This is a genomic window from uncultured Porphyromonas sp. (assembly GCF_938039215.1).
Lineage (GTDB): Bacteria > Bacteroidota > Bacteroidia > Bacteroidales > Porphyromonadaceae > Porphyromonas.
Window position 1 is genome coordinate 26315 of sequence record NZ_CALHVI010000056.1, and the last position, 16842, is coordinate 43156.

The 16842-nt window shown below is 53.0% G+C and carries 14 protein-coding genes; 2 read left to right on the forward strand and 12 right to left on the reverse strand.

Going from position 1 to position 16842, the window contains the following annotated elements; all coding sequences use genetic code 11:
• Positions 1-34 precede the first annotated feature (34 nt).
• Together Q0336_RS07675 and Q0336_RS07680 are read right to left on the reverse strand one after the other, a co-directional pair.
• Complete coding sequence (locus Q0336_RS07675; protein ID WP_298527380.1) at positions 35-958, reverse strand: magnesium transporter CorA family protein; 924 nt, start codon at positions 956-958, stop codon at positions 35-37.
• Positions 959-1365: 407 nt separating this feature from the next.
• The gene (locus tag Q0336_RS07680; protein WP_298527756.1) at positions 1366-1635 is read right to left on the reverse strand and encodes a helix-turn-helix domain-containing protein; all 270 of its coding nucleotides are present in this window, start codon (positions 1633-1635) and stop codon (positions 1366-1368) included.
• A 369-nt stretch (positions 1636-2004) separates the two neighbouring features.
• Between Q0336_RS07680 and Q0336_RS07685 the strand changes: the two genes are divergently transcribed.
• Positions 2005-6027, forward strand: coding sequence for a glycoside hydrolase family 2 TIM barrel-domain containing protein (locus Q0336_RS07685; RefSeq protein WP_298527384.1), 4023 nt, complete (start codon positions 2005-2007; stop codon positions 6025-6027).
• A 115-nt stretch (positions 6028-6142) separates the two neighbouring features.
• Here the strand turns inward: Q0336_RS07685 and Q0336_RS07690 are convergent, their stop codons facing one another.
• From Q0336_RS07690 to Q0336_RS07705, 4 genes are all read right to left on the reverse strand, one after another.
• The gene (locus tag Q0336_RS07690; RefSeq protein WP_298527386.1) at positions 6143-6973 is read right to left on the reverse strand and encodes a GLPGLI family protein; all 831 of its coding nucleotides are present in this window, start codon (positions 6971-6973) and stop codon (positions 6143-6145) included.
• Positions 6974-7068: 95 nt separating this feature from the next.
• A complete protein-coding gene (locus Q0336_RS07695) occupies positions 7069-9717 on the reverse strand; it encodes a carboxypeptidase-like regulatory domain-containing protein (protein ID WP_298527389.1) in 2649 nt (882 codons plus the stop codon).
• Positions 9718-9771: 54 nt separating this feature from the next.
• Positions 9772-10620 (reverse strand): GLPGLI family protein, encoded by an 849-nt coding sequence (locus Q0336_RS07700; protein WP_298527392.1) that lies wholly within the window; start codon positions 10618-10620, stop codon positions 9772-9774.
• Between the two features lie 1044 nt (positions 10621-11664).
• A complete protein-coding gene (locus Q0336_RS07705; protein WP_298527395.1) occupies positions 11665-12069 on the reverse strand; it encodes a nuclear transport factor 2 family protein in 405 nt (134 codons plus the stop codon).
• A 134-nt stretch (positions 12070-12203) separates the two neighbouring features.
• Between Q0336_RS07705 and Q0336_RS07710 the strand changes: the two genes are divergently transcribed.
• On the forward strand, positions 12204-12518 hold the full coding sequence (locus Q0336_RS07710; RefSeq protein ID WP_298527398.1) for a helix-turn-helix domain-containing protein: 315 nt from the start codon (positions 12204-12206) through the stop codon (positions 12516-12518).
• 407 nt (positions 12519-12925) lie between these two features.
• Here Q0336_RS07710 and Q0336_RS07715 read toward each other — a convergent pair whose 3' ends face one another.
• The 6 genes from Q0336_RS07715 to Q0336_RS07740 form a co-directional block, all read right to left on the reverse strand.
• Complete coding sequence (locus Q0336_RS07715; RefSeq protein WP_298527400.1) at positions 12926-13624, reverse strand: TatD family hydrolase; 699 nt, start codon at positions 13622-13624, stop codon at positions 12926-12928.
• A 29-nt stretch (positions 13625-13653) separates the two neighbouring features.
• Entirely contained in the window at positions 13654-13896 is a 243-nt protein-coding gene (gene yidD, locus Q0336_RS07720; protein ID WP_298527402.1) for a membrane protein insertion efficiency factor YidD, read from the reverse strand.
• On the reverse strand, positions 13893-14327 hold the full coding sequence (locus tag Q0336_RS07725; protein ID WP_298527405.1) for a ribonuclease P protein component: 435 nt from the start codon (positions 14325-14327) through the stop codon (positions 13893-13895). The genes yidD and Q0336_RS07725 overlap by 4 nt, the downstream gene beginning before the upstream one ends.
• 31 nt (positions 14328-14358) lie before the next feature.
• Positions 14359-15105 carry a uroporphyrinogen-III synthase gene (locus Q0336_RS07730; protein WP_298527407.1) on the reverse strand — a complete coding sequence of 249 codons (747 nt, stop codon included), beginning with the start codon at positions 15103-15105 and terminating at the stop codon, positions 14359-14361.
• A complete protein-coding gene (locus tag Q0336_RS07735) occupies positions 15102-15800 on the reverse strand; it encodes a DUF4271 domain-containing protein (protein WP_298527409.1) in 699 nt (232 codons plus the stop codon). Before Q0336_RS07735 ends, Q0336_RS07730 begins: the two co-directional genes overlap by 4 nt.
• Before the next feature lie 107 nt (positions 15801-15907).
• Positions 15908-16819, reverse strand: a complete 912-nt coding sequence (locus tag Q0336_RS07740) for a sugar phosphate nucleotidyltransferase (protein WP_298527412.1) — start codon at positions 16817-16819, stop codon at positions 15908-15910.
• Between the last annotated feature and the right edge of the window lie 23 nt (positions 16820-16842).

A 16842-nucleotide genomic window follows, 5' to 3' on the forward strand; every position in this document is an offset into this window, starting at 1 on the left:
TCAGGGGGGATCGTCGTTTATAAGGCTCACTAGGCTAGAACCACTTGATCTTTCGGAAGAGGTAGAAAGCTAGTCCCGATATGGCAGCAGAGATGCAGAAGATGACGAGGAATGCCCAATACCATTCTCCCAGATAGACATTGACGTTCATCCCGAAGAAGCTTGAGATCATCGTCGGTATCGTCAGCACGATGGAGATGCTCGTCATTCGCTTCATGATGGTATTGACGTTGTTGGAAATGATGTTTGCCGAAGCATCCATCATACTCGTCACGATGTCGGTGTAGATATTGATGGTATTGTACGCCTGCCTCAGCTCAATGCTTACGTCTTCGAAGAGGTCGGGGTCAATACTCGAAGCTCGTGAAGTGGTACGAAGGCGACCAAGCATCGCTTCATTGCCTCGGATAGACGTGCTGAAGTAGACCAGTGATCGCTGAAGGCGCATGATACGCAGCAGATCTTCATTACGAATGCTTAGCTCTAGTTCCTTCTCTGCACGATTGATCTCGAGGTACATCAACTTCAGGTACTTCAGGAACCACACCGCCGAGGAGTAGATCATCCGAGTGATGAACTCCATCTGATTGGAGATCCCGATGTTCTTGCGTCGGATATGATTGATGAAGTCGGGCAGGAGCTGCGTGCGCCGGTAGCATACCGAGACCGTAGCCATTTGGCTCGTGATGATCCCTATAGGTACGGTCTGATAGGGCATACCTGGACCTCCTCCGTCCATAGGGATACGAAGGATCGTCAGTAGCCAATCGTCCTCACGCTCAGCACGAGGGCGTTCGTCAATATCGGCGATGTCGGAGAGAAATTCGCGTGGGATCCCCAGCTCCTTCGTAAGGAAAAGGAAGTCATCTTCGTCGGGGCACTCGACATGCACCCAGCAATTGGGGGCAAACTCTTCGAGTTCGGGCAATCCTGGCTCGAAGGTAAGATAGCTCTTCATCTAATTTATGCTTGTGTCTAAGTGGGTGAGACTGGTCTCTAGGTCCAATATGCTAGAGGGCTGTGTATCGACTCACCACGTAGACACCAGAGTAAGGATCGGTGTAAGGCAAGACGACTGCTAACGAGGAGCGCTTACACAGCGCTCATTCGGCGGGAGGGAATCATCCATGATCTTGCGTCTTATTATCCTTAGCTATTCTATTTGGCCTGAGTAGCGCTCCTTCAAGGCGGGCGCTAACAGGGCTGAAAGTCCGGAGGCAAAGGTACAAAAAAGCACCTAATACCTCAAGGGAATCTCCCCGAAGGGACTAGCCTCCGTGGAGGCTCGACTCACCTATTCTCCTGCCAGCACTATTCTTCTCCCCCACTCTCCTTCTATTTCCCCAAGGAAACCCTGCCTAGAGCTTATGGACGAGGTGCACCCATCCTCTTCCTGAACTCTGTCGGAGACATGCCGAAGGCACGACGACAGTACTTCCCGAAGAAGGAAAGACTAGGGAATCCGAGATCATCACAGATCTCGGTGATACTTCGGTCAGTATTGAGCCGGTAGTATCGGATGTCAGCTTCGGTGTACTCACGCACCCACTTCATAGCGGTCTTCCCACTGATCTTACGGCAGACCTTCGTCAGATAGTTGGCCGATACGAATAGCTCCTGTGCATAGGTCTCTATCTGCTGGAGCTTGAAGGAGAGCGTCCCTACATAGCCAGCGAACTACTCTCGCTCTTCGGCGCTGGGCCTGATGTGATTGGTCTGATAGATGTAGAGACATCGATGTCAGCTACGAGCAGACCGTAGCGAAACGCAAGGCTACAAAGCCCAAAACGAAGCCCAAAACAAACGAAGGCGGTACGCCTCCTGAGAATGGCGGTCACGTAGGTATCTAAGCCTCGGCAGCTGAACCCATGCTATTCGCCCCGTCTCCCTTTGCAGGAGGCGGGGCGAATTCATTCACCTTAGAAGGAATGTGCTTGTAAAAGGGTAATTTTACCGCCGGTCTTCAGAGGCCACCATCCTTCAGCAACCCCTTAGCACAATAAGATGACGAAAATCATGACCGTACGTTCGCTACTCTCGGTACTTGCTCTTTCGCTCTCGGCAAGCTTGAGTGCCCAGCGAATCTTGCCGGGCTACCAGTATCAAGACGAGGCGAATCCGAAGGGCGATGAATGGCAAAGCCCCCAGAATCATGCCCTCAACAAGGAGCAACCGCATGCGTTCTTCTTCTCCTTCGGCTCGAAGGAGCAGGATCAGATCACCAAGGTCCTTCCCCAGAATAGTTCTCTTTACCAAGACCTTAATGGAACGTGGGCCTTCCACTGGGTGCGAACCCCCGAGGAGCGTCCTCGAGACTTCTTCCAGCCAAGCTACGATGTCAGCCGGTGGGACAAGGTATCCGTGCCGATGAATTGGAACGTCTACGGCCTTCAGAAGGATGGCCAGCAGAAGTATGGCACTCCGATCTATGTCAATCAGCAAGTCATCTTCTGGCATCAAGTGAAAGTCGATGACTGGCGTGGAGGTGTCATGCGCACCCCGCCTAAGGAGTGGACGACCTATCGTGACCGTAATGAAGTCGGATCTTACCGCAGAAGCTTCACCATCCCCAAGGACTGGCAGGGACATGGTGTGTATCTCAACTTCGATGGTGTAGATTCCTTCTTCTACCTCTGGATCAATGGCCACTACGTCGGTTTCTCTAAGAACTCCCGTTCGCTGGCGTCCTTCGACATCTCCCGCTATCTCCGCCCCGAGGGAGAGAATGTCGTGGCCGTCGAAGTCTACCGCAATAGCGATGGGTCGTTCCTAGAAGCGCAGGACATGTTCCGACTTCCTGGGATCTTCCGTTCGGTCTATCTGACGGCTAAGCCCCGTATCCACGTGAAGGATCTTCGCCTCATCCCCGACCTTTCTCCTGATCTTCGTGAGGGGACACTCCGTATCTCCGCCGACCTCGACAGTAAGTGGATGAAGGCTATTCAGAAAGATCTCCGCCTTCGCTATAAGCTCTACCGCGTCGCTCTCTATTTGGATGAGGTCGATCCTGTAGCAGTGGCGAGCGCAGAAGCCCGCACTTCGGCTCCTGCCACCGCTACCACCGAACTGAAGATCTCGATGCCCCAGCTTTGGTCAGCCGAACTTCCTCACCGATATGTCTTAGTCGCCGAGCTCTTCGACAAGTCCGGTAAGCGCCTTCTTGATCGAGCTTCGACCTACACAGGCTTCCGCAAGGTCGAGATCAAGGATACGCCAGCGGGAGAAGATGAGTTCGGTCGTGCCGGTCGCTACTTCTATGTCAATGGCAAGTCCGTCAAGCTCCGTGGGGTCAATCGTCATGAGACCAACCCTTCTTCAGGTCACGTCCTGAGCCATCAGCAGATGGAGCAAGAGGTCTTCCTCATGAAGCGAGCCAATATCAATCATGTGCGCAACTCACATTACCCTGCCGATCCCTATTGGTACTATCTCTGCGACAAGTATGGTATCTACCTCGAGGACGAGGCCAATGTAGAGTCGCACGAATATTACTACGGCAAGGCTTCGCTCTCCCATGTTCCTGAGTTCGAAGCGCAGCACGTCTCCCGCATGCTGGAGATGGTTCACGCCCACATCAACCATCCAAGCATCGTCATCTGGTCGCTGGGCAACGAGGCTGGTCCTGGTATCAACTTCACCAAAAGCTACGAAGCGACCAAGCGCATCGATACTTCCCGTCCCGTACAATATGAGCGCAACAACGACATCGTAGATATGGGCTCCAACCAATACCCTTCGATCGCTTGGGTAGAAGGTGCAGCCGAGGGCGACTATGATATTAAGTATCCCTTCCATATCTCCGAATACGCTCACTCGATGGGGAATGCTTGTGGCGGACTTGCTGATTATTGGAAGGCAATTGACCGTACAAACTTCATCTGCGGCGGTGCTATCTGGGACTGGGTAGACCAAGCGCTCTACAATCACACCTCCGATGGCCGACGCTACTTAGCTTATGGCGGGAACTTCGGTGACCTACCTAACGACGGGATGTTCGTGATGAACGGCGTGATGTTCGCTGATCTTCAGCCTAAACCTCAATATTGTGAGGTGAAGAAGGTCTATCAGAGCGTCAGCTTTGAGCCTGTAGACCTTGCCCAAGGTAAGGTGCGTCTCTTCAATAAGAACTATTTCTCTTCGCTCGACGACTACGAACTTCACTGGTCCCTTTGGCAAGACGGAACGATGATCGGCGATAGTATCCATTCGCTCCCCGCTGTAGCTCCCCGCACGGCAGAGGTGCTTTCGCTCCCCATCTCTACCTCTTCTCTCGATCCTAAGAGCGAGTACTTCCTCAAGCTCGAGTGTCGTCTCCGCTCCGCTAAGCCTTGGGCTGAGGCTGGCTATGTCGTAGCCGATGAGCAGATCAGTCTACAGCCTCTCCTTCAGAAGGCATCTCGTGAGGCAAGTCCTTCGGTTCGCCTTCAGTCCAGAGCCCTCTCTCCGAAGGCTTGGGAAGTAAAGGGGAAGGATTTCTCTGTGAACTTCGACCTTGAGCAAGGGACGATCGGTCAGCTGGTCTACGCACAAGACACGCTCATTCACTCGGGACAGGGCCCGAAGATCTCGGCCTTCCGTGCCCCTGCGGATAATGATATCTGGATCCGTTCAGCTTGGGTCACCAACGGCTTACATAACCTCCGCCACCGAGTCCTTGCCCATCAGACCCGAAAACTCTCTGATGGCTCTGTCGAACTCTTCTTCACCATCCGCTCCCAGGCACCACAGGGGGCGAGCCTCTCGATGCACCGAGCTTCGGGGTGCTATGAGATCGAAGAGGATGTAGAGCATCCCTTTGGCGAAAGTGACTTCTATATCCTAGCGCAGACGGTCTGGACGGTGCATCCTGATGGAAGTATCGAGCTCCGATCCAGTCTATCGACGAATAAGCCTACCCTTACGCTTCCTCGCCTTGGCTATGAGTTCGTCCTGCCCAAGAGCTACGATCGCTACACATATTATGGACGTGGCCCGATCAATAACTACGGCGACCGCAAGGCCAGCCAATACATCGAGCGTCACGAAAGCCGAGTGACCGACCAATTCGTTGATTTCCCCAAGCCTCAGACGATGGCTAACCGCGAGGATGTCCGTTGGGTCAGCCTCACGAACAAGGCAGGTCGTGGGCTACTCTTCTCTACTGACAGCGTGATGACCAGCTCGGCGCTCCCATATTCAGCGCTAGATCTGATGCTGGCAGCGCATCCGCATGAGCTTCCAGCAGCGGGTGATACGCACCTTGTACTCTCCCGTTCGACGACGGGTCTTGGTGGAGCGAGCTGTGGTCAAGGTGGACCCTTGGCAGAGTCCCAGACGCTTGCCTCGCCTCAAACCTTTAGCTTGGTGCTTCGTCCCTTACGTTCGGGCGAAGATCCCAGCCAGCTCGCTAAGATAGAACTATCAGGTGCCATCGCTCCTACGATCTCCCGTAGCACGAATGGCGAACTCTCCATCTCGAGCACTCCTGGAGCTCGCCTCTTCTATTCCATTGGTCGGGGCAAGGCTCAGCGCTACACCCAGCCTATTCCCTTTGCCCAAGGCGGGGAAGTGAAGGCATGGGACGAGCGTTATCCTGGGCGTATCTCCTCGGTTCGTCTGGAGAAGATGCAGTATGCTGAGGCACGGATCATCTTCTGCAGTAGCGAAGAGTACGGCTACGGCTCGGAGCAATTCATCGACGAAAGCCCCGACACGATGTGGCATACGGTCTGGACGGTGACGGTACCCAAGCATCCGCACTGGCTTGACTTTGATCTCTATCAGGAGAAGGATATTCATGGGATCACGTACCTCCCACGCCAAGACGAGAGTACAGTTGGAGACATCAAGGACTTCGCTCTTTCGGTCAGCCGAGATGGCAAGCGTTGGACGGAGATTTATCGTGGTACGTTCGCCAAGGAGAAGAAACTTCAGCGTGTGACACTCCCCAAGTCCTCCCGAGCTCGCTATCTCCGCTTCACGGCACTGAGTGCTCATGACGGTCAAGACTACGCTTCTGGTTCGGAGCTCCGCATCATCGCCGACTAGTCTTCGCCCGTTCTTCATCTCCAAGCAAGCCTGCCTCAGTGACCACTTGGTCGCTGAGGCAGGCTTACTTTATGAGGGGCGTTGAGCCACCTCCTTTGACAGAGGTGGAGGAAGATCACTCTAGTTCGATGGGATTGTAGTAATAGGTGGTCTGTCTGAACTCCAGTCCAGCTCGAGGGAACGAAGCCCTCAGTGCTTGTACGATATTAGCGTGCATACGCTTGCAGAGCTCACGGACCTTGCTTCGCTCGGTGCTCTTGTAGTGCTCCTTGTACTTGACGATGGGCAGTACCTGTTCGGGGCGTGAGATACCCGTAGCTTCGAAGTGGTACTCCTGCTTCGTGTCATAAGCCTCCAGTATGAGCCCAGGCACACCACCCAAGAGCCACGGACCATCCGATACGGGAATATCTGTAGCGACCCAAGCTATATAGTCGCGCCCTCGGAAGCTGGTCGTCGCCTTCTGGCAAGGATAGCCAAGGATTTCCTTGTATTCATTAGCAAGCGTCCAAGACTGAGGGTGGAGCTCATCAGGGTAGACGAAGGTATAGAGGGAGGAGTAGATGAAGAGCCTAACCGTAAGTTCACTATAGCGCTTGGCACCGCTGTGGTACTTGTAGACTTCTATTCCTGCTAAGCCTCGAGCATCTATGCCACGTCCTACTCCTCGATCATGTATCTCTGCGATCTCTTCCTTGGCATCAAGGACGGAAGCGTGTCCGAACTTTGACATCCTCCGACCAATAAGGAGGTACATGTCATGAGTCACCTGTACTCTGTGCTTGGGATCAAGGATACAGGTCGTCCTGTAGTCAATGCGATAGCTTGCCGTATCTAGGATGGTGTACTCCCTGATGTCAAAGGGGAAGATAGTGCCGACGGGACTCTGAGCACTGGCTGTAAGAGCGATGCTGAGTAAGAGGAAGGAGAATAGGACGGACTTCATAGGGAGATCTTGATCAGAGGACAAGGGGAGCATCTAGGAGCTTGTTTCGCTTGATACGCTGGGAGGCGCACGCCCTTACTCAGGGGCTATGCGTCTTAGAAGAGCTTGAGGCGTGCTCGGAGCATGATAGCGGAGGGACGAATGTCGTAGTGGCTGTGCGAGGCGACGAGGTCAGTGATGGTAGCCGAGCTATAGCGACGAACCCCGAGGATGTTCGTCCAGTCAAGCGATAGGCGCACCTTCCTCCAGGTATAGGCTAGACCAAGGTCGGCGAGCGTGAAGTGTCGTCCTTCGGTGACCGCATCATTATAATAGTGCTCGGCGATGAGCTTGAGCGCCAGATCCTTCAGGAGTGTCACGTGGGAGGTGACCTTATGACTCAGCCTCTGTATCGGAGTAAGCCAACTAGTCCCTTCCCGCCTACTTCGATACGCACCCCACGAGACATTGTACTCGAGTGAAAGCCAAGGGGCAGGCTTGAGGGCGCACTTCCCTTGGGCGGTGATCCATTGGTTGGTGTAGCCGAGGAGCCTGCCCTCTAGGTAGCTCTTGCCTTCGCCCTCTCCTAGGGAAGCTTCTCCCGAGATGAGGAGCGAAAGCCAGTCATAGCCCTTGCTGAAGCGGGCACTAGCAGAATAGCTCTGCCCCGTATGCGGTAGAGGGAGACGCTCCACGATGCTGAGGGGGCTCTCGATCTTCACCGAACTAATCGCATCGCTACGATAGTGGCTGTAGCTAAGCCCTGCTCCAAGGAAGAGCATCGAGAAGATATCCTTGTAGGCGAGGCTCAGCGTAGTGCTCGCCGTCAGGGAGCTAAACTGGCGCATCTCGCTACGAGTAAGGCTGCGATAGCTCCGCATGATGTAGCCAGCGTAGAGCGAACCAAGATCCGGCAGGGAGCGAGCTACCGATCCCTCGACCTTCACCGAGAAGTCGGGGGTGAGCTGGTAGCTTACCCAGCCGTGGGGCTCGAAGTATAGCTTCCCCTCGGATAGTCGCTGGCTGGGTCGGAGCTTGTCCTCTACTATCGTGTGGTAGTAGAAGAGGGGGAGCACGGCGTAGAGGCTCAAGCCCTCGGACTTGTAGCTAAGTACATGGCCGATCCCTGCACCGAGCCGAGTGAAGCTAATTCCGTTGTGCATCTCCTCCGATGGTAATGGACGATAAGTTCCCGCCAGGCTTGTCGCTCCGAGCTCGGAATCAAGCCTCTGATGCTGGGCTCGAAGGAAGAACGTGGGGCTTACTCTGATCCTACCGAGAAGCCACGCTGAGAGCAGGGAGAGATCGGCATGGCTGAGGAAGGAGCTGTGCCGTACGTCCTGTGTAAGCTGGGAGTAAGGCACCCCTTCATTGATCCGTGGAGCATAGAGCCCAGGCTGGATACTGAGCCGATGTGGGGAGGTAGCCACTGCATTTCTCCATAGGAGGTCAAAGCCTCTCCCCTGCTGGCCCGAGCGTACCCAATGTGCCGTGTTCGTCGCCGACAGGTAGCGCTGGCGCATCGCTTGATCAAGCTCCTCGCTGGTGGTAGCATGGCCTTGCTCTTCGATCCAAGAGGCTTTCAGCTCCAAGAGGTTATTGAAGTAGAGCTGGTTCTTATTCAGGTGGTAGCGGAGCTCTCCCTCAAGTTGGTTGGTGGTACTACGATTGCGAAGGTCTTCACGGATGATCTTCGTTCCCTCGGGGAGGAAGTAGGTCGTCTGCGAAGAGCCATGTACCTGCTCTCGGTCATGCAGATAGATGAGGTTAGCATTCAGCTCGCCCTCGTTCGTCAGCTTGTAGAGATTGTTGGCGGTGAAGGCATGGGTATCATTATGGTAGTAGCGGGGACGAAGGATATCGGGTGTCTTCGGTGCTTCGAGGGCGGTCATCGTCATGGTGGGCAAAGGTGAGGCACTAGTGAAGGAGCGTAATTCGGCCCGTACGTCCTGCCCGCTGTCGTTACTCTTTGCGGTGAGGATATGCTGTCGACGCTTGGCGACGTAGAGGCCTACTAGTTCCTCGCTTCGCCTCAGCTTACCATCGTAGCCCAAGCCAAGCTGTGCCGTCATGCCGAAGGTGCCTTTGACCTCTTCCTTCAGCTTGAGGTTGATGGCAGCGTCGGAGCTAGGCTGGGTCTTCTCCAGGGCTTTGATAGGTTGGTGATTCTCCAGCACCTGCACGGTGGCCACATCTCGAGCCGAGATGTTATTCGTAGCGATGCCGTAGCGTCCCTGCAGGGCATCCATCCCTTCGATGTAGAACTTATTGATCGCCTTCCCCTGATACTTGATGAGCCCGTCGAGCGAGACTTCTATGTTCGGGAGCTTCCTCAGTACATCGGCGATCACTACGTCGCCCTCACCGATGAAGGCGCCGACGGAGTAATTGATCGTATCCTTCCGTCCCCAGATCTTACGGGCCTTCACCTGTACCTCCTTCAGGAAGATACGAGCTTCTCGGACGGTGAAGTTGTATGTCTGGCTGACGTTGGGGATGAGCCTGTCTGTCCGCTCGATCTCCATGCTTGCAGCGCTGAGGATAAGCTGGGGTAAGGTGCTATGGATGCTCAGGCGGTAGCTCCCCGTGGCATCGGTGAAGGTGTAGCCCAAGATCGTGCTGCCACCGGGGGCTAAGGCCAGCACACGAGCATACTCGACAGCCTTCCCCTGCAGCGTGCGCACGTGCCCCGTGATGGTGCTCTGCCCATAGACGGCGGGCAGGGAGAGCAGAAGGGCAATGAGGGATAGGAAAAGTCGCTTCATGATAGCGCTAGTAGTAAGGGGTGCACGAAAGATATGCAAGGTCTCTGCGAAGGGCTACTCTACCTCTAGCCACAGCCAAGGGAAGGAGAAGCTCCGATTCTTATTGCTATCTCCAATGTGTATCTTGCTACCAAGTGCCTGCTCACAGAAGAGGATCGGTTGCTTGTGCATGCGCTGGATGACGGACCGTAGCTTCTCACGGGTGGACTTGGTGTGCGGGTAGGTCCAGAATCGGATCGGTGTAGCCTGCCTATTCTCAACACCTATGCAGGTGAAGACAAAGCAGGCCTCCGTATCTTGCACCTCAAGGATAAGCCCTGGCAGGCCACCGAACTTCCATGGCCCATCAGAGAGGGGAATATCCGAAGTGAACCAGGCGATATACTTCCGCCCTCGGTGCTCCCCTAGGGCTTTCTGACACGTGTAGCTGAGTATCTTCTTGGTCTCAGACTGGATCTGCCATTTGAAGTCAGGTAATGCTTCTGTATACTGCCCATAGCCCGAGCCAAGGAAGAGGCGGTAGGAGGTAGTCAGTACCCCCTGTTCAGGGTAGCCCTTGAAGACATCCTCAGGGAAGGTAATATCACTAAAGCTATCGACAGTCTCAGCCCCTTTCTTGGTCTCTGCATCCACCTTCTCTCGAGCCTTCAGGATATCACGGCTATAGGTCGCTGAGATATGCTTGCCGATGAGTAGCGTCTGCGTATCCTTGTAGGCGACGTGGCTATACTTGGGATTGGGGTTGAGCCTAGCTGCGATCTGATAGGTGATCTCATACTTGGCGGTATCGACCACTTGGCACTTATCCGATGGCCCGTAGGAGGTCGGGAATATGTACATCTGGGCAGACAGCGTCGTAGCTGACATCGATAGGCAGAGTAGGAAGGTTTTTACGAGTCTCATAGCTCCTGATGGGATGGGGTGATACGGGATGAACGTTTGTATGGGCAAGGCTTTCATGGGGGAGCAATGTAGGCCATTTGTTGCGAGGTGTATTGTCTTCTGGTGTGTGAGGAGGGAGCTCCTTCATTCTTCATGGAGGCAGGCGATGCGTTAGGAGAAGCCTCCGCTGCCAAAGGGATCCCTGAACTCAGTTATCTACCACAAACTTAGGAAAAATCTGCCACGATGAAGGGGCAAAGAAAGAGCCCCCTGACGCACGGCTATCCGCACACGTCAGAGGGCTTGATTGCGATACTTCGGGAGGGAGCTTGCACTCTGAAAGATGCCACAGAGTCTCTAGTAGCTACTCCCGCTGGTAGAGCACCTTGGCTTGACAACTTAAAGAATAGGAATATCCTCTTGCTATCAAGCGACCTGACACCAAGTCCATGCTTCGGGAGCATCTACCTACGGATGAAAGAGGCCCGCACAATAGGTAGACGAAAGCCCCCTATCATGGGTCGATGAAGTGACCCATTCATGGGTGACCACGACGACCCATTCATGGGTCACCTGACCGCCCCATGAATGGGGTACTTCCCCGAGCTAAGATGGCTCGTCTTGCTTCCCCGCTTAGTGGGCTCAAGCGAGCTTACCCTACCCCTCGGGGTCAAAACGTATACGTTTCATGTCCAAGATGTATACGTTTCACGCTCGAAACGTATACGTTTTCACCTCGAGACGTATACGTTTTGCTCGCCAAACGTATACGTTTCGTCCCAATCAGGCTATACGTTGTGGTGAAGGCTGAGAGAAGGAGGACTGTAGAAGAGGGAAAAGATTGAGATTGGATTGGGAAGTTCCTTGACTTCCATCCGAATGTTATATTACTTTCGTCTAAATGTTATATTACTTCCAGAGAAAAGCAACATTACTTTTCGGAGAATGTAATATTACTTCTGACGGGAATTCAAGGAGCTTCCTAAGCGAAGATCAAACGAATACGAAAACAGGCAGTAAGATGCATTCATCTTACTGCCTGCTATCAGTGGAGTTGGTTATTGATCAGCCTTGCGCTAGAGCCGTCCAAAAACGGTCTTCTTCGTCAATTCGCTCGGAGAAAAGCCAGACTTCCTTGATCAAACCATCCTCAAAGCGGAAAAGGTCTACCCCTTTCATCTCCATCGAATATCCGCTTGCCGACACGGCGAATGCAACCGCTGCCACGACCAAATCTCCGTTTTCCGTTACGTAATCCACTTGGTCGATGGCGAATGTCCCATTACTCAGCTGAGCCATCTTACTCAAATGGGCAAAGACATTCTGCTTACCGCTGTAGATGCCAGACAATGCTCCCTTCCCTGGCTGATGCCATATCAAGTCATCGGAGAGCAAGGTCCCCACCGTTTCAAAGTCACCTTGAGCCAATGCTGCATAGAATAGGCTCACCTTCTCTGTCTTCTTTTCCATAAATCAGTGTTTTTAGTTGTTGAAATCACTGCAAATCTATACCTTAGAACCACGAATAACAAGTACTTACGACATGGTATGCTACTTACTTAATTGTTAGAATTGCTGATTATCAACAAGAAAAAAATGCTCACATGGAAAGGAAAATCTCAGATAAGGACTGTCCCGTGCGCAAGTCAATGCAAATCTTCGCCGGCAAATGGACTCTGCTCATCATCTTTCAACTCAACCAAAGGACGATCCGCTATGGAGAACTCAAGCGTGCTATTCCTAACATCAGCGAGAAGATGCTTACCGACGAATTGAAATTCTTGTGTAATAAAGGGCTCGTCAAAAAGGAACAGTATCCCGAAGTTCCTCCAAGAGTAGAGTACTCCCTAACAGAATTAGGAGAGAAAGTACTGCCGATCATCGACGAGATAGCCAAGTTTGGCATGGAGAATTTATAACTCATCTAGTACTTCTCATGCAGACTTTTTGCTCCCAAACGAATCGTTATCCCTCTGCAAAACAAAGGCCTCCCCGAAGCGAAGCCAAAGGACTTCCCAAACGAAATCAAGAGACTTCCCCTGCGAAGTAGAGATCCTTCACGGGCGAAGACATTGAGATTGGATTGGGAATTGATTGGATTTCTTTCTTGGATTGATTGAACTTCCTTCTTGAAGTTCCTTCTTGAAGTTCCTTGAGTTCTCTTGGGAAGTTCCTTGAGTTCCTTTCAGAAATAATATAACATTCGATCGGAAGTAATATAACACTCCAATGAAAGTAATATAACATTCGGACGAAAGTAATATTGCTTTTCCCAGCCCCTTCAATTATCTTCGGTCGAAGGGGGTATTAGATTGCGTCGAAGGAGCTAGTAGCTCCCGCCTCCGCTTAAGAGTCTGGGGAAGAATGTAAGGGCTTGGTCGTAGAGCTTCTCACGAAGTTCTTCCACCGAAAGGCCGAGCGAATGAGCAGCCTCTGAATAAACTGAGCTGATCAAAAGATCGGGAACGTCATCCGTTTCTAAGAAAGCCCGCCCTTCGCCATAAGCCAAGGCTAGGCTCTCCGAATGGAAATAGCGACCGAAACTTAAATAGAAACCCGACCGAAGAAGTTGAGCAGCCTGCTCAGGCTTCCCACGAAAGCCATGGATGAGCCAAGATGAATGAGGACGAAGTTCCTTCTTCAGGCGAAGGATATCCTCTTGGGCACGCACCAAGTGAATGATGAGGGGAAGATCAAGACGATCAGCGAGCCGTGCTTCTTCTCGGAAGAAGTGCAGCTGCTTCGAATAGGGCGTGTCGCATATTCGGTCAAGCCCCGCTTCGCCTAAAGCCACTACCCGAGGCGAGGTAAGAAGCTTTTGCTCCAAAAGAAGGAGACTTCCCTCCGTCAGATCCTCAGCTTGCCACGGATGAAGCCCGATGCTCACAAACGACCTTCCAGCAAATCGCTCGGGGGCAGCCTCCGAAAGATGAAGGCTCTGGATCTGAAGGCTCGTCACATCACCTTCATCAGGCCAATGCGTATGAGCGTCGACGTAGGGGAACTGAAGTGCTTCGGGAGTCATCTCAGAGGAAGGGGCGAGAGCCTTCTCAATTAAGGCACGGGGTCATAACCGCTTCCTCCCCAGGGATGACAACGGAGGATGCGGCGAATGGCAAGGTAAAGCCCCTTCACAGGGCCGTGTTTTCGGATCGCTTCCAGAGCGTACGTTGAGCACGACGGCGTGAAGCGACAGGACGGAGGTGTAAGAGGCGAGATCGCTCCCTTATAGAAATAGATCGGCAGGAGCAGAAGCCAAACAAGCGCTTGGCGAAGAAGTCCGAGGAGACGTTTCATAAGCCTTCGGGAGAAGTTCCTTCTTTCTCGAGCTCCACAGCGATGCGAGCCAGCGCCTTCTCCATGCCCCGATCGACGTCGGTCTGCTTAGGTAGCTCCTTCGCTACAGAGAGTAAGCCCAGATGAATATGCACCCGATGCTCCTCGGCCAAGACTAGAAGCGGGTGCTTACGCCTGCGGTAGCTCTCCCTGATCAGCCTCTTGACCCGATTGCGCTTATTAGCTCGTCGGAAATACTTCTTTGCCGCCACGACGAGGATCGCTGCACTTGGCTCGTCGCCCTCTGCTACGGGGGCGAAATGATAGACCACCCGAAGCGGATAGGCAATGAAGGCCTGCCCAGAAGCAAAGAGGGCGTCCACATCTCGCTTGAGATGCAGACGCTCTTCCTTGGATAACGTATAGCGAGGGGATCGGATAGGATCTTCCACAGATATTATCCCTCCACGAGTAGAGGTACTGCTAATTGTTCTTCTGGAGATATTGATCCAGAGCCATCGCCATAGAAGGTGCCCCAGGAGATGGCGCTGAGAGATCAAGACGTAGACCTGCCTGCTCGATGGCCTGACAGGTAGCTGGACCGAAACCACCGATGAGTACCTTCCCCTGCTTATAGTCTTCGTGATTGGCGAGCAGTGAAGTCACCCCAGCAGGACTGAAGAAGATGATCATATCATACTCTTCCTTCTTCTCTTGGTCGGTGAACTTCTTGCTGACCGTGCGGTACATCACCGCCTTAGCAAACTGCAGTTTCTTCGACTCCAAGAGGTCGATCAGATCGTTCTTGTGGTCTTCGGCCATCGGTAGGAAGTAGACTTCCTTGTTGTGCTTCTGCATGATCGCCACCAGTTCGGCTTGACCGCCTGCCTCGGGATAGAATACCTTGCGCTTGCGGTAGACGATGAACTTCTGGAGGTAATTAGCCACCTGCTCGTTGATGCAGAAGTACTTCATGTCATCTGGCATAGTGACGCGGAGCTCTTCACTGAGCTGGAAGAAATGCTCCATGGCTTTGCGCGAAGTGAAGACGATAGCCGTGTGGTCTAGGATATTCACTTTCTGATTGCGAAACTCTCGAGGAGTCACCGACTCGACTTCGATAAACGCACGGAAAGTAGCCTTAGCTCCATGGCGTTCGGCAATATCATAGTAAGGGGACTTCCCTGACTCGGGCTGAGGTTGGGAGATTAGAATCTTCTTGATACTCATTGATACAAATTCGGAAGGAGATCACTCCTCATCAGATACATACCTCCCCCTACGAGATAGAGGAATGGTACAACTTCGTGGGCGCAAAGGTACAAAAAAAGAAAGAGGCCTCCAGCGGATCCATGCGACATGCGACGTACGACCTGTACTATGCCAAGGAGCTGAACGAGTACTAATGTACCGATGACGATCCCCCAAAGAACGAGGGTGGAAAGCGGTGCAAAGGTCAGCAATGAGACCAATGCCATCAGAAGTGCTCTTAGCCAATCCTGGAAGAAATAGTCTTGAGCCAGTAGCCCTCCAGTGAGATCATCAAGCAGGACATAGCGCCAGAGCTTGAAGGCTTTCGAGCGAAAATAAAGGAAGAGATATACTCCAGCAAAGAGCACAGCCAGCTGCACCAGAAGCCCCGCATAGTCACTCCGGAGGAGAAGTCCATCACGAGCAGCAAGCCTCAGCACCGTCAGCGCAATGGATAAACTCCCTAGCACATAGGAGAGGAAGCGAAAGAGCCCATACGAGACAAAGCGAGAGATGTAGACAGCTCCCGAGTCGGGATTGCCCTGTCGCCATGCTCCCACAGCTACCCCGATGAGTCCAGGCGTATAAACCCAGACGATCAAGGTAAGTAGCCAGATGACTAGCTCTGTGATATAGCTGACATTCGCTAAGGGCTCGGTGAGCGCAAAGTCCATGCTTGTGGAGATAAGAGAGAGCACTAGGAATACTAGCTCGTAGAGCGAGGATAAGCCCTCAGCTCCACGAGCTAGCTATAGGAGGAGAACCTCCTGATGTCCTTGGATTAGCTAAAGAGCTTCTTGGGATAAGCTCCGTCTTGGGCTAGAGCAGCGAGCTTAGCGACGACATCAGGGCGATCCTCAGCGTAGGTCACACCGAACCAAGAGTCTGGCGTATCCAGTACCTCTACCGTCGAAGTTCCTTCTGCTACGAGGTGGTTCACCACGAGTGGGATGTAGTACTCAAACTTAGGATTCGTCTCTACGGAGCTTAGGAAGTGACGGAAGAGACGCTCTGAGTGCTCGAAGTAGTCAGGCGTGAAGCCCCACATATTCATGGAGACGGGGGTATTCTCATCGAGGATCACCTTCTCACCATGCTCATCGGTGAAGGCGATATTACCCTCCTCATCACGAGCAATAGCGGTACGCTCTACGACACCCGTAAGGAAGCCGTTAGCATCTACCTCACAGACACCTCGTGCTACACTACCGCTTTCGCTGAGGGTATTCCCTACACGATAGCCGACCATGCAGTACTTGTCGTGCGAGTCAGAGAAGCTACGGAGCTTGTCAGCTAGAGCAGCGAAGCCATGACGACCATAGAAGTCATCGGCATTGATCACTGCGAAGGGCTCCTTGACGACTTCAGCAGCCATCATGACTGCGTGGTTCGTACCCCATGGCTTCTCACGACCCTCAGGCACAGAGAAACCTTCGGGGAGCTTATCAAGATCCTGGAAGACGATCTCCACGGGGATCTTGTGCTCGTACTTGGAGATGATCTTCTCACGAAACTCCTGCTCGAAGGTACGACGGATGACGAAGACGACCTTGCCAAATCCTGCACGGATCGCATCAAAGATCGAATAGTCCATGATCGTCTCCCCAGAAGGGCCGACACCATCAAGTTGCTTAAGGCCGCCGTAGCGACTGCCCATGCCTGCTGCAAGGACGATTAGAGTTGGCTGTTTCATTACGTTTGCTTTTACCAGCGTGA

What these genes read in the sequence shown, in the direction of transcription:
- Q0336_RS07675 (WP_298527380.1), bottom strand. Translation starts at nt 958, where the DNA reads ATGAAGAGCTATCTTACCTTCGAGCCAGGATTGCCCGAACTCGAAGAG.
- Q0336_RS07685 (WP_298527384.1), top strand. Translation starts at nt 2,005, where the DNA reads ATGACGAAAATCATGACCGTACGTTCGCTACTCTCGGTACTTGCTCTT.
- Q0336_RS07690 (WP_298527386.1), bottom strand. Translation starts at nt 6,973, where the DNA reads ATGAAGTCCGTCCTATTCTCCTTCCTCTTACTCAGCATCGCTCTTACA.
- Q0336_RS07695 (WP_298527389.1), bottom strand. Translation starts at nt 9,717, where the DNA reads ATGAAGCGACTTTTCCTATCCCTCATTGCCCTTCTGCTCTCCCTGCCC.
- Q0336_RS07700 (WP_298527392.1), bottom strand. Translation starts at nt 10,620, where the DNA reads ATGAGACTCGTAAAAACCTTCCTACTCTGCCTATCGATGTCAGCTACG.
- Q0336_RS07705 (WP_298527395.1), bottom strand. Translation starts at nt 12,069, where the DNA reads ATGGAAAAGAAGACAGAGAAGGTGAGCCTATTCTATGCAGCATTGGCT.
- Q0336_RS07710 (WP_298527398.1), top strand. Translation starts at nt 12,204, where the DNA reads ATGGAAAGGAAAATCTCAGATAAGGACTGTCCCGTGCGCAAGTCAATG.
- Q0336_RS07715 (WP_298527400.1), bottom strand. Translation starts at nt 13,624, where the DNA reads ATGACTCCCGAAGCACTTCAGTTCCCCTACGTCGACGCTCATACGCAT.
- yidD (WP_298527402.1), bottom strand. Translation starts at nt 13,896, where the DNA reads ATGAAACGTCTCCTCGGACTTCTTCGCCAAGCGCTTGTTTGGCTTCTG.
- Q0336_RS07730 (WP_298527407.1), bottom strand. Translation starts at nt 15,105, where the DNA reads ATGAGTATCAAGAAGATTCTAATCTCCCAACCTCAGCCCGAGTCAGGG.
- Q0336_RS07735 (WP_298527409.1), bottom strand. Translation starts at nt 15,800, where the DNA reads ATGGACTTTGCGCTCACCGAGCCCTTAGCGAATGTCAGCTATATCACA.
- Q0336_RS07740 (WP_298527412.1), bottom strand. Translation starts at nt 16,819, where the DNA reads ATGAAACAGCCAACTCTAATCGTCCTTGCAGCAGGCATGGGCAGTCGC.